We start from the raw sequence: 12,438 nt of genomic DNA on the forward strand, positions 1-12,438 counted from the left end.
CCGTGCTATACTGAATGCGAAGACAGCAAATTGGAGTGTTCAAAGCATGATCAAGATACTTTTTCTCTGCCACGGCAATATTTGCAGAAGCCCGATGGCCGAGTTCATTATGAAGGATCTGGTGAAGAAGGCCGGTCTGGAGCAGAGCATTCAGATCGAGTCGGCAGCCACCAGCACCGAGGAGATCGGCAATCCGGTGCATCCGCCGGCTCGCCGCAAACTGTCCGAGCATGGCATCGATTGCTCCGGCAAGAGAGCCCGTCAGCTGCTGAACAGCGACTACGAGAAATACGACCTTCTGATTGGTATGGATCATGCCAACCTGCGGAGTATGTACCAGATCTGCGGCGGCGATTTTGCCGACAAGATGCATCTGCTGATGGACTTTACCAACCGTCCCGGCGAGGTAGCCGATCCATGGTACACCGGGGATTTCGGTACGACCTGGCGGGATGTAGAGGAAGGTTGCCAGGGACTACTGCGCTATATCCAGTCGCAACCAGCCACGGAGGTGTTTTCTAAATGAATAACAAATTGATTGTCCATGGGACAGAAATTGCAGTCACCACCATTGATGACAAGGATTATATTTCCCTGACGGATATGCTCAAGGCGAAAGACGGTGACTTTTTCATCTCTGACTGGCTGCGAAACAGAAACACGGTCGAATTTCTCGGGATATGGGAACAGATCCACAACCCGGATTTTAATTATGGCGAATTCGCCGCAATTAGAAGTCAGGCTGGCTTGAACAGCTACAAGCTCAGTGTCAAAGAGTGGGTCGAAAAAACTCGTGCGATTGGACTGCGGGCAAAGGCTGGAAGATATGGCGGCACATACGCCTACAAGGACATCGCCTTTGAGTTTGGCATGTGGATTAGCCCTGAGTTCAAAATCTATCTGATCAAAGAGTTTGAGCGACTTAAGGCCGAGGAAATGAAACAACTTGGCTGGGACATTAAGCGAAACCTGGCCAAGATCAACTACCGCATCCATACGGACGCCATCAAGGAAAATCTGATTCCGCCGGAGCTTTCCGCAAAGCAGGTCTCCATGGTGTATGCCAGTGAAGCCGATGTTCTGAACATGGCCCTGTTCGGTATGACTGCAAAACAGTGGCGGGACAGCCATCCGGATCTGAAAGGAAATATCCGAGACTACGCCAATGTCTCGCAGTTGGTCTGCCTCTCCAATCTGGAAAACCTGAATGCGGTGTTCATCAACGAGGGGATGTCTCAGGCCGAGCGACTGGCTAAGCTCAATGCCATCGCCATAAGCCAGATGGAGATTCTGACGCAGGATCACCGAATCGAAGCTCTGGAGGCTCATAGCGGAGAACTGCCTCCTGTGGAGTAAAAAATAATATACTGGACGCTTGCGAATGGGCGAAGGCCGTGGCATCTATAGTGTTGCGATGTTCCACAACATCCCGTATGTTTCGGCATACGGGATGTTGTTTTACGTATGTGCGGAATTTTTTTCGCGGTGACCGCTTGCTTTTGCAGTGCAAGGGTGATATACTGAAAATATCAAATAAGAATAAATTCGTTGAACGGGAACAAGTAGCTGCGTCTGATTTTTTTAGAGAGATCGTGGTTGGTGAAAACGATCAGGTTGGCCGATTTGCGAAATCATCCCGGAGAAGCAAGCTGAACAAAAAAGTAGGTGCGCCGGAGTTAAGCCACGTTATCGGTGAGATGCATTGTTGGATGCAGAAGAGTGCCGGGTGTTGATCCGGAAACAAGGTGGTACCGCGGTTTTTTTAATCGTCCTTTCGTGGAAGGGGCGATTTTTTTGTTGCCTATTTCACAGAACATGTTATTTTGGCACCCTGCGCCAACACACAGGGAAAAGATTGGAAAATGCAGGAGGAAGTTATCATGCAGCTAAAGAAAGGTAAGCTTTTGTTGGTCAGCTTTATGCTGTTCTCACTCTTTTTTGGAGCAGGAAATCTGATTTTTCCGCCCTTTTTGGGGCAGAATGCCGGTGAGCAGATGCCGCTGGCACTGTTGGGCTTTCTGATCACCGCGGTTGTGCTCCCGGTGATGGGGGTCGTTGTGGTGGCGAAGTATAACGGTTTGGACCGCTTGGCCGGTAAGGTCAGCCCTAAGTTTGCCATGGTGTTTACCGTGCTGATCTATGTATCTATCGGCCCCGGACTGGGCATCCCGCGTGCAGCTTCGGTTCCGTTTGAAATGGCGATTGCGCCGTATCTGCCGGAGGGCGCATCGTTTTCGATGTTTATGCTGCTGTATTCGCTGGTGTTTTTCCTGATTGCCGGTTGGCTGGCACTGACACCGAACAAGCTGGTGGACCGCATCGGCAAAGTGCTGACCCCCAGCTTGTTGACGCTGCTGACATTACTGTTTGTCAGCTTCCTGTTCGCGGGAGAAACCAAGGTAGCGCCGCCGCAGCCTGCTTATCAGAGCGGTGCGCTTGTCACAGGCTTTTTGGAAGGCTACAATACGATGGATGCTATTGCGGCGCTGAATTTTGGTTTGGTCATTGCAACCACGCTGCGCACGTTACAGGTTAAAGAGAAAAAAGATGTGATGCGCTATACGATACGTGCCGGCGTGATCGCCGGCACGATCCTCTCGCTGATTTACGGGATGCTGTCGTTCATGGGGATGCAAAGCTCTGCGGTCTATGAATTGCAGGACAACGGCGCGTGGACACTGCGCTGCATTGTGCACCAGATTTTCGGAGAGCCGGGGGCAGTGCTGCTGGCGGTGATCTTTACGCTGGCCTGCCTGACAACCTGTGTCGGCCTGATCACTTCGATCTCTCAGTATTTTGCAACCCTGCTGCCCAAGGTATCTTACCGCAAGCTGGCGCTTGGGATCACGGCATTCTCCTTCCTCGTTTGTAATCAGGGATTGAATACGATCCTGTCCATTTCGGTTCCGGTGCTGAACGCAGTGTATCCGGTTGCGATTGTATTGATTGTGATGGGACTGGCCGGCAAGTATCTGGAGGGGAATACGTTGGTATTCCCGTTGACAGCGGCTGCGGTTGCAGTGGTCAGCGTGGTATATGCGCTGGAACAGTTGAAGGTGCCGCTTGGGGTGGTTTCTGATATGTTCCATCTGCTTCCGTTCTATTCCTATGGCATGGGGTGGGTCACGGTCGCGGTGGCGGCTGTGCTGGTCAGCCTGCTGGTTCAAAAGTGGATGCAGGCTGTTAAAAACCGCACGGAGGAGCCTTCGGTTTGATGAAAGAGTGGAATCCGGACATATGTCCGGATTCCTGTTTTGTTATGGAGCTGAAACTGGAAACGGCATACTTGTCATGTTATACTGTAGAAAAGTCAGAAGACAGTGGAAGGGAGGCATAACTGTGTTAAGAAAAACAGCAGCAGCGGGCATATTGTGCAGTGCTTTGCTGTTGACCGCGTGCGGGACAGCGGAGCAGGATGTGATGCAGCTCGGCATCCCTGCGGTAATAACCGAGAAGGATACGGAAAATCAAACAATACAGGTGCAGGATACGGAGGGACAGTCGCTGTTTGGTGAAAGCAGAAAGATCGATTGTGCCGGGGTACCGATTGTTTATTGCGATAATCGTACAGGACAAGTGCAGGGATTGGAATTTGTGGATTTACAGGTAGGTGATGAACTGCTTTTGGGGATTTACCAGCCGCACCTTGCCGAGCTTTCAGACGAGGCGTGTTCGGTTCAGGTGGAGCAAATCCAGCTTGTCACCCAGAGAGTGGAATAGGCGTGGGATAGCACCGGCTGTTCCACGAGAGATGTGTCCGGAATGTTGCATGATGCACACGGTACGGGGCCGTGATTCGTCAGAAACCGCAGATCGGCTGTGATACAATACAGTTCCGCGAGCCGTTTGGGGAGGATGTGCCGGACGGACGTGCGGATGATATCCTGATGATGGAGGTGCCCGATACGGACACAGCAATCGGAACAACGACCGGGCGCGGGAACAGCCGCGCCGACCATAAGGCAGTGCCGGTCCGCTGCCGGGTGCAGATGGCAGACGGCAGGATGGCCGTCCTGTATGCGCTGGACACCGGCGAAGCCCCTGCACGAAACAAGGATCAGCTCACATCGGTCAGCACGGAGCTGGTGCTTAACAGCGCGGCGGTGCGGATGGGGGAATATGGTACCGTGCGTGAGCTGGCAGAAAGCGAATTATATCACTGGGCGGATGCGAATGAATTTCATTTGATCCAGTATACCCGCCCGCTGCGCTTGTGCAGCACACGGTATGCTGTGCATCTGCGTTTGGAAAATGACCGGATCGGTATGGAGCAGCTGGTGATTTATACGGATCTGGGTGATGGATTGGCGCGGGTGGATCGTCTGTGGCGTGCGGTGGCAGATGTGCATACCGATCACGGTTCCACCGTATTTGATGAAACAGCAGCGGAAATGGTTTCCGGGCACACCCTGTAAGCGGTGCGTCCGGGAACGGCAAAAGGCATCCCTGCCCATGGCTGGCGCAGTCGGAACGGCTGCGGCAGCCGGGTGCAGGGATGTTTTTTTGTTCGTGATGGTTTCCGGTATCCATGTTGCAAAACAAGCGGAAAACCGGTATGATAGAAATGACCATAGATGGGTGCATGAAACCGGGATTTGGTCAAAACAGTGCGGCATGACTGCGGTAAGGCGGGTGAAGCGGAATGAAGGTCATTTGCTGCGGCGATTCCAATACCTATGGGTATGATCCGCGCTCCTATATAGGCGGGCGCTACCCTGTGGAAAGCCGGTGGGTGGATCTGCTGCGGGAGAAAACTGGCTGGCAGATCGAAAATCAGGGCGAGAACGGGAGAATGATCCCGCGTTTTCCGCTGACCGTTCCGGAAGATACCGGTTTGCTTGTGGTGATGCTGGGCACCAATGACCTGCTGCAATACGGTTCTCCGGTGCAGGCGGCAGAGCGCATGGAAAAATTTCTGGCAGGCATTGCTCTTGCGCGGCAGCGCATCCTGCTGATCGCTCCGCCGCCCCTGCAGTTGGGGGAATGGGTGCCGTCGGGCTTGCTGGTGGAGGCATCGCAGAAGCTGGCTGTACGATACCGGTCGGTTGCAGCGCGGTTGGGTGCTCGTTTTGCGGATGCGGGCGAATGGAAGGTCGCGCTATCGTATGACGGAGTGCATTTTACGGCACAGGGGCACCGGACATTTGCGCAGGGATTATATGATCAACTGGAAAAGGAGAAGCTGCTATGCTGGAAACAGGAATGAAGGCGCCGGTATTTACATTGCCGGATCAGGAAGGGAAAATGGTTTGTTTATCGGATTTTGCGGGCAAAAAGGTCGTGCTTTACTTCTATCCGAGGGACAACACACCCGGCTGTACACGTCAGGCCTGCGCTTTTGCGGGCGCATATGAGGAATTTGCCAAGCGGGATGTGGTGGTGATCGGCATCAGCAAGGATTCTGTGGCATCGCATCTGAAGTTTGCGGCCAAGCATGCGCTCCCCTTTGTTTTGTTGTCTGATCCGGAGCTGCAGGCAATTCAGGCTTACGGCGTCTGGCAGGAGAAAAAGCTGTACGGTAAGGTCAGTATGGGTGTGGTTCGTACCACTTTTGTGATCGACGAGCAGGGATGTATCGAAAAAATCATGCCGAAGGTTAAGCCGGATACCAATGCTGCTGAGATCCTCGCATACCTTGCGGGGGAAGCGTGACGAAGGAGCCTTTGGGAAAAGTGAGGTGACAAACGTGCGGATCATCATATCTCCGGCCAAAAAGATGCGGGAGGATACGGACAGCTTGGCGTGGCGGGATCTGCCGGCCTTTTTGCCGCAGACGGAAGTGCTGCTCAGCACGCTGCGTGCGTTGTCCGATGCGGAGCTGGCTGCACTTTGGAAGTGCAGTGAGTCGCTTGCCGTTTTGAATGCCGAGCGGGTGCGGACGATGGATCTGCGGGCACGGCTGACGCCGGCAATCCTTGCTTATGAAGGTATCCAGTACCAGTATATGAGCCCGGGCGTTTTTACCGACCGGGAGTTTGATTATGTGCAGGAGCACCTGCGGATCCTTTCCGGATTTTATGGGCTGCTGCGTCCATTTGATGGTGTAACGCCGTACCGGCTGGAAATGCAGGCGAAGCTGCATGTGGGCGAAAGCAAGGACCTGTACGCCTATTGGGGCGAGCGGCTGGCGGCTGCGCTGTGTGCGCAGAGCGATTGTTTGATCAATCTGGCATCCAAGGAATACAGTGTGTGCGTATCACGTTACCTGCCCCCATCCGTGCGTATGATCACCTGTGTGTTCGGTGAGGAGAAAAACGGGAAAATCGTGGAGCGGGCGACCATGTGCAAGATGGCGCGCGGGGAAATGGTGCGCTTTCTGGCGGAGCATCAGGTGACGGAACCGGAGCAGATGAAGGAGTTTGACCGCTTGGCGCACCGGTTTGACCCGGTGCGTTCGGATGACAGCACGTATGTGTTTGTGCGTCCGGGAAAAGGGGTGCATACATGATTGCATATATTTCTGTGGAAATAATGTGGCAGGATGATGCGATGCGGGCGCATGAGTAAACGATAGGACAGTAGTTGAAACAAAAGAGGGCTTATCCGCCGGATGACACCGGGGATAAGCCCTTTTGTTTAGAATAACAGGATGTATGACATCAGATTTGCGATGAGAATACCTGATAGCCGCTGCGTGCCAGTTCATCCAGCAGGCGTTTGGCATGCTCAACACCGCCGACCTCGCAGACCACCTGAATGATCGCTTCCCCGATATCCAGATCGGCCTGCACGCGGTCGTGCTGGAAGCGGATGATGTTGGCGTTCTGCTCTGCAACCAGATGGGCGAAGTGCTCAAGCGCACCGGGTGCATCCGGCATGATGGTAGAGAATTTCAAATGGCGGCAGCGGGTCACAAGCCCCTTTTCCACGATCTTATGGATAAAGGATACATCGATATTGCCGCCGGACAAAACGCAGACGACCTTTTTGCCGGTCACATCCACCTTGTTGTTCAGGACGGCTGCCAGTGATGCGGCGCCCGAGGTTTCCACGACCTGCTTGCAGCGTTCGAGCAGGAGCAGAACAGCAGAGGAAATTTCGTCATCCGACACGGTAACAACGCGGTCCACGTACTGCTGGATATAATGGAAGGTGTTCTGACCGGGCGTTTTGACTGCGATGCCGTCCGCAATGGTGCGGACGGAGTCCGCCGGGGTGAGCACGCCTGCGCGGAAGGAATTGGCGATGGCAGGCGCCCCTTCCGCCTGCACACCGATGATCTGGATGCGGGGATTGATCTGCTTGGCGCAGGCTGCAATGCCTGAAATCAGGCCGCCGCCGCCGGCCGGTACAAAAATCATATCAACAAAGGGAAGGTCACGCAGGATCTCGAGCGCGATCGTCCCCTGACCCGCCATAACATCCTCATCATCAAACGGATGGATGAATTCCGCACCGGTCTCTTCACAGATCTCGCAGGCACGGGCATAGGCTTCATCATAAATGTTGCCGGCCAGCACGACCTCTGCGCCGTAACCCTGTGTGGCAGAAACTTTGGCGATCGGTGTAGAGCGCGGCATAACAATGGTGGACTTGACACCCACGGAGCTGGCGGCAAATGCAACGCCCTGCGCGTGGTTGCCGGCAGAAGAAGCCACTACCGCGTGCAGATTGCCTTCTGCATAGCGTTTCATAATTTTGTTGTATGCTCCGCGCACCTTAAACGAGCCGGTTTTCTGCTGGTTCTCGTACTTGAGGTAAACCTCTGCGCCGGTCATGGCGGAAAACGTGCAGGAGGTGGACAGCGGGATGTTGTGGATGACGTTTTTCAGGCGGCCGGCCGCCGCTTCAAAATCCTTTAATTCTAACATGATCGATTTCCCCGGTTTCTTGTGATAGATATCAGTATCATAGCACCAAAATATCATGATTGCAAGATAAAATGCGGCAAAGGCGTGCCGCGGCGAGACGGATTTTCTGTTGCTATCCGGCAAGGGGTTTGCTATACTGTAAATAAACAGATATCAAAAAATGGAGGATCATTCCGGATGGACGAGCAGACGAGAGGCTTCCGCAGCGCTTTTTTCGGCGGATTTAAGCGTGAGGATGTGCTGCAATATATAGAACAGACAGACAGTAAATATTATTCCGAAACCGAAGAGCTGCGCCGTCAGCTGACCGAGGCACAAACGGCGATGAGTGAGCTGCGCACGCAGAATGAAACGCTGACCGAGAAAAATGCCGAACTGCTCGAGCGTCTCGGGCAGATGACGCTGGATACCGATAAGATCCGCGCGCAGCTCGACCGGATCGAGCAGGGATTCTCCCTCCAGACAACCGAGATCGAAGCACAGAACGAACGGGCAGAGGCGCTGGCGGCGGAGAATGACCGCCTGCGTGAGGAAAATGCCAAGCTGGCGGATAAGTGCGGCGAATATGATGCCTCTAAAGATAAAATTGCGGAGATGGAGCTGTCTGCTTACCGGCGGGCTAAGCAAATCGATGAAGACGCGCGGGTCGAACTGCAAAAGCTGCGCCGCCAGTCGCAGGAGATGATTGAGCAGGTCAAACGGCAGTTGGATGCCGCTAAGGAGAATTACCGCACAGTACTGACGCGCAGCCAGCAGGAATCGGCGGAGATGGCACGCAAAGCAGGCGAAGTGCTGGGGGAGATCGACCGGATCTCGGCGGCGCTGGGAAAACCAAAAAACGAATCGGCAAAAGCTGCACAGGAACCGGATAAGGCCAAGAACGGCCTGCGGGATGTGCTTAATAATCTGCGGCCGAAAGCGGAGGAATAAGCGATATGGCACATTATGATCTGACGACCGACCAATTGGCGGAAATGGCGTGCAGGCTGCGCGCGGGCGATACGGTATCGCTGACCGGTACGGTGTACACGGCGCGGGATGCTGCACATAAGCGGATTGTTGCGGCGATGGATGCAGGAGAGCAGCTTCCGTTCGAGCTGCGGGGAGCGGCAATTTACTATGCCGGTCCAACGCCGGCTAAGCCCGGTCAGGTAATTGGTTCGGTCGGGCCGACTACATCGGGGCGGATGGATCCGTTCGCTCCGCGTCTGCTGGATGCGGGTCTGTGCTGCATGATCGGTAAAGGTGTGCGCAGTGAGCCGGTGCAGCAGGCGATGGCGCGAAACGGCGCGGTGTATATGGTTGCAATCGGCGGCGCGGGTGCGGCCAAGGCGGCATCCATCAAAAAGGTCGAAGTGATCGCCTATGATGAGTTGGGCTGCGAATCGGTCAAGCGGCTGACGGTTGAAAATTTCAGTGCGATCGTATCGCAGGACTGTGTCGGCGGCAACCTGTATACGCAGGGTGTGGAACAATATAAAAGGTAAGGCGGTTCTGGGATCTGGTTCATACCACCCCCTCTTAGGGCATATGCTTTTCTGAAAGCAGCCTGAAGGGGGGATTTTTTTGCCATTAGGGTTTCGCAAGGTTGCACTGCAGGCCGTTGGCACGGTGCTGGTGCTGTGCGGGCTGATCGTTTGGCTGGATCACGGCGCGGCACAGCCGGTGTGGGAAGAACAGGAGACGGTGGAGCTGCCCATCCTGATGTATCACAGTATTTTGAAGGACAGTGCCCGGCAGGGGAAATATGTGGTTTCCCCTACGGTGCTGGCAGCGGATCTGGATGCGCTGCAGCAGCGCGGATACCGGACGGTCACCGTGTCGGATCTGCTGGCGTTTGTGCAGCAGGGTGCACCGCTGCCGGAAAAACCCGTGATGATCACCTTTGATGACGGGTATTACAACAACTATGTTTACGCCTATCCGCTGCTGCAGCAGCGGGGGATGCGGGCAGTGGTGTCAATCATCGGTGCACAGACCGATCTGTATACGCAGAACGGTACGGAAAATGCGTATTGGTCGCATTTGCGGCTGGACCGGCTGTGCGAAATGCAGGATGTGTTTGAAGTGCAGAATCATTCGTGGAACCTGCATGAATACGGGGCGCGGCGGGGGTGTCTGCGCCGCCAGGATGAATCGGAAGAGACGTATGGGGATATACTGCGCGAGGACACCGCGCAGACCCAGCGGCTTCTGTCGGAAGCCAGATTGCCGGTACCGCAGTGCTACACCTATCCCTTCGGAGCATGCTCAGCAGAGAGTGAACAGATCCTGCAGGAGATGGGATTTGCCTGTACGCTGGGCTGCGAGGAGAAAATCAATACGGTAACACGCGATCCCGCCTGTCTGTATCAGATGGGACGGTTTAACCGCGCGGCAGGAGAGGGCACGGAAATATTTTTGAATCGGGTGTTGGAGGGATAGCGGAATGGATACGATGCGGTTTTCCGAGCTGCACTGCCGTGAGGTCATCAACCTGTGCGACGGGGCGCGGATGGGCGAGGTGTGCGATCTGGTGTTTGACCCTGTCTGCGGGCAGATCACTGCGCTGGTCGTACCCGGGCAGGGAGGCGTGTTCGGGTTGTTTTCGCGTGAGGATCGGGTGATCCCGTGGAACTGCATTGAAACGCTGGGGGAAGATTATATTCTGGTAAAAATTCGTCCCTGAACGGAAAAAAAGGTAGCCAAGCCGCGGAAAATATGATACACTGTTTTAAAGTCTAATATCGGACTAATAAGAGCGCGGAAGGCGGGGATGATTGGTGGAGAAAAAGAACAGAATGGGCTATTTTTTAACGGTGTTCGGCGGAACTTGCTGGGCGGTCTCGGGAGCGTGCGGACAGTTCCTGTTTGAAAACCGGGGATTGGATGCCAACTGGCTGGTCACGATGCGTCTGCTGCTGGCCGGGCTGCTGCTTTCGGGGTATTCCGTGGTGCGCTGGCGCGGCAAAGCGCTGGAGGTATTCCGCTCGTGGCGCAGCGTGGGCGCGCTGCTGGTGCTCGGCATGATGGGACTGGGGCTGTGTCAATATGCGTATTTCCGCTCGATTGAGCTGTCCAACGCGGCAACAGCGACCACGCTGCAATATACTGGCTTAGTGCTTGTGATGCTCTGGGTTGCAGTGACCGACCGGCGGCTGCCGCGGCGCAGCGAAGTGATCGCGGTGGCCTGCGCCATGGCCGGCGCGTATCTGCTTGCGACACATGGTGATCCTTCGCAGTTGGTGCTGTCCACCACGGCGCTGTTTTGGTGCCTGGTCGGCGCGGCGGCGTTTGCCATATACAGCGTGCAGCCGCGCGGCATTATTTTGCGTTACGGCACGCTGCCTGTCACCGGATTTGGCATGCTGATCGCCGGTCTGGTGCTGTGCGTGCTGTTCAAGCCGTGGCATCTGGTCGGTGAATGGGACGGGGTGACGGTGGCCGGTTTGATTTTTATCGTCATTTTCGGTACGCTGCTGTCCTTCTGCTGTTATTTGGAGGGTGTGCGGCGCATCGGCGCTTCCAAGGGCAGCATACTGGCGGCGGTGGAACCGGTCGCTTCGGCGCTGCTCAGCGTATTCTGGCTGGGTGTGCCGCTCGGCACGATGGACTTTGCCGGTATCGCGCTGATCGTAGCGGCAATGGTGCTGTTGGCCGGGGACGGAAGTGCCAAACCCGATCAAAGTGAAAAATCGTTGAAAAACCGGTAAATAAGTGAAATAATCGTTGACATGGAACAAATTTAGGAATATAATATTAAAGCACGAATTCGCACATCCCGTGATGAAAGCGGCCGGTGACAGGCTGTAAGGCGTGTTGCCGCTGTCAGATGATCAGGGATGGAGGAAACAACCAAGGAGGAAATGTAAAATGGCAGTAATCTCTATGAAGCAGCTGTTGGAGGCCGGCGTACACTTCGGCCACCAGACCCGCCGCTGGAACCCGAAGATGGCAACCTACATCTTCACTGAGCGCAATGGTATCTATATCATTGACCTGCAGAAGACCGTAAAGAAGCTCGAGGAGGCTTACTTCTTCGTACGCGATATGGCCGCTGCCGGTGAGTCCATCCTGTTCGTCGGCACCAAGAAGCAGGCGCAGGACGCGATCAAGGAAGAGGCAGAGCGCTGCGGTCAGTTCTTCGTGAACGCACGTTGGCTGGGCGGCATGCTGACCAACTTCAAGACCATGCGCACCCGTATTGCCCGTCTGAACCAGCTGCAGAAGATGCAGGCGGACGGCACGTTCGATCTGCTTCCGAAGAAGGAAGTTATCAAGCTTCAGCTCGAGATCGCCAAGCTCGAGAAGTACCTCGGCGGCGTAAAGGAAATGAAGAAGCTGCCGGGCGCACTGTTCGTGGTCGATTCCCGCAAGGAGAAGAACGCGATCGCAGAAGCTCGCAAGCTGGGTATCCCGATCGTTGCAATCGTTGACACCAACTGCGATCCGGACGAGATCGACTACGTGATCCCGGGTAACGATGACGCGATCCGCGCGATCAAGCTGATCTCCCAGACCATGGCAAATGCCGTTCTGGAAGGCAAGCAGGGCGAGCAGCTTGAGGTCGAGGCAAAGGCTGAGGAGACCGAGGCGAAGGCTGAGTAATTTCCCAACTGCATAGCTGTTCATAAATGAGTTGTTCGTA

Annotated in this window: 15 protein-coding genes and 1 other annotated feature; of the genes, 14 read left to right on the forward strand and 1 reads right to left on the reverse strand. The window is 54.9% G+C overall.

Annotated features, from left to right (window positions below):
- Nucleotides 1-46 precede the first annotated feature (46 nt).
- The 8 genes from T363_RS0102615 to yaaA all read left to right on the forward strand — a co-directional run bounded on the left by T363_RS0102615 (nucleotide 47) and on the right by yaaA (nucleotide 6,448).
- The gene (locus T363_RS0102615) at nucleotides 47-526 is read left to right on the forward strand and encodes a low molecular weight protein-tyrosine-phosphatase (protein WP_031472974.1); all 480 of its coding nucleotides are present in this window, start codon (nucleotides 47-49) and stop codon (nucleotides 524-526) included.
- A complete protein-coding gene (locus T363_RS0102620; RefSeq protein ID WP_031472976.1) occupies nucleotides 523-1,356 on the forward strand; it encodes a KilA-N domain-containing protein in 834 nt (277 codons plus the stop codon). Before T363_RS0102615 ends, T363_RS0102620 begins: the two co-directional genes overlap by 4 nt.
- A 183-nt stretch (nucleotides 1,357-1,539) precedes the next feature.
- Nucleotides 1,540-1,777: a binding site (T-box leader), on the forward strand.
- Nucleotides 1,778-1,877: 100 nt separating this feature from the next.
- Entirely contained in the window at nucleotides 1,878-3,215 is a 1,338-nt protein-coding gene (brnQ, locus tag T363_RS0102630) for a branched-chain amino acid transport system II carrier protein (RefSeq protein WP_407919068.1), read from the forward strand.
- 124 nt (nucleotides 3,216-3,339) lie between these two features.
- Nucleotides 3,340-3,720 (forward strand): hypothetical protein, encoded by a 381-nt coding sequence (locus T363_RS0102640; protein ID WP_051643042.1) that lies wholly within the window; start codon nucleotides 3,340-3,342, stop codon nucleotides 3,718-3,720.
- Nucleotides 3,721-3,791: 71 nt separating this feature from the next.
- Nucleotides 3,792-4,415, forward strand: a complete 624-nt coding sequence (locus tag T363_RS0102645; protein ID WP_031472982.1) for a hypothetical protein — start codon at nucleotides 3,792-3,794, stop codon at nucleotides 4,413-4,415.
- Nucleotides 4,416-4,642: 227 nt separating this feature from the next.
- Entirely contained in the window at nucleotides 4,643-5,206 is a 564-nt protein-coding gene (locus T363_RS0102650; RefSeq protein WP_031472984.1) for a GDSL-type esterase/lipase family protein, read from the forward strand.
- Nucleotides 5,188-5,652: a thioredoxin-dependent thiol peroxidase gene (gene bcp, locus T363_RS0102655; protein ID WP_031472986.1), complete on the forward strand. Its 465-nt coding sequence runs from the start codon at nucleotides 5,188-5,190 to the stop codon at nucleotides 5,650-5,652. The genes T363_RS0102650 and bcp overlap by 19 nt, the downstream gene beginning before the upstream one ends.
- 34 nt (nucleotides 5,653-5,686) lie before the next feature.
- A complete protein-coding gene (gene yaaA / locus T363_RS0102660; RefSeq protein ID WP_031472988.1) occupies nucleotides 5,687-6,448 on the forward strand; it encodes a peroxide stress protein YaaA in 762 nt (253 codons plus the stop codon).
- 151 nt (nucleotides 6,449-6,599) lie between these two features.
- On the opposite strand, the gene ilvA is transcribed toward yaaA, so the two are convergent.
- Nucleotides 6,600-7,811, reverse strand: coding sequence for a threonine ammonia-lyase (gene ilvA / locus T363_RS0102665; protein ID WP_031472990.1), 1,212 nt, complete (start codon nucleotides 7,809-7,811; stop codon nucleotides 6,600-6,602).
- A 177-nt stretch (nucleotides 7,812-7,988) separates the two neighbouring features.
- Between ilvA and T363_RS0102670 the strand changes: the two genes are divergently transcribed.
- The 6 genes from T363_RS0102670 to rpsB all read left to right on the forward strand — a co-directional run bounded on the left by T363_RS0102670 (nucleotide 7,989) and on the right by rpsB (nucleotide 12,398).
- A complete protein-coding gene (locus T363_RS0102670; protein WP_031472992.1) occupies nucleotides 7,989-8,741 on the forward strand; it encodes a coiled-coil domain-containing protein in 753 nt (250 codons plus the stop codon).
- A gap of 5 nt (nucleotides 8,742-8,746) precedes the next feature.
- Entirely contained in the window at nucleotides 8,747-9,298 is a 552-nt protein-coding gene (locus tag T363_RS0102675) for a FumA C-terminus/TtdB family hydratase beta subunit (protein WP_031472994.1), read from the forward strand.
- 79 nt (nucleotides 9,299-9,377) lie between these two features.
- Nucleotides 9,378-10,235, forward strand: a complete 858-nt coding sequence (locus T363_RS0102680) for a polysaccharide deacetylase family protein (RefSeq protein ID WP_031472995.1) — start codon at nucleotides 9,378-9,380, stop codon at nucleotides 10,233-10,235.
- Nucleotides 10,236-10,239: 4 nt separating this feature from the next.
- Nucleotides 10,240-10,479, forward strand: coding sequence for a YlmC/YmxH family sporulation protein (locus T363_RS0102685; protein WP_031472996.1), 240 nt, complete (start codon nucleotides 10,240-10,242; stop codon nucleotides 10,477-10,479).
- 112 nt (nucleotides 10,480-10,591) lie between these two features.
- On the forward strand, nucleotides 10,592-11,503 hold the full coding sequence (locus T363_RS0102690) for a DMT family transporter (RefSeq protein WP_051643043.1): 912 nt from the start codon (nucleotides 10,592-10,594) through the stop codon (nucleotides 11,501-11,503).
- Between the two features lie 160 nt (nucleotides 11,504-11,663).
- A complete protein-coding gene (gene rpsB / locus T363_RS0102695; RefSeq protein ID WP_031473000.1) occupies nucleotides 11,664-12,398 on the forward strand; it encodes a 30S ribosomal protein S2 in 735 nt (244 codons plus the stop codon).
- Nucleotides 12,399-12,438: the final 40 nt, after the last annotated feature.

Origin of the sequence: Agathobaculum desmolans ATCC 43058 (genome assembly GCF_000701665.1) — a bacterium.
Taxonomy (GTDB): domain Bacteria; phylum Bacillota; class Clostridia; order Oscillospirales; family Butyricicoccaceae; genus Agathobaculum; species Agathobaculum desmolans.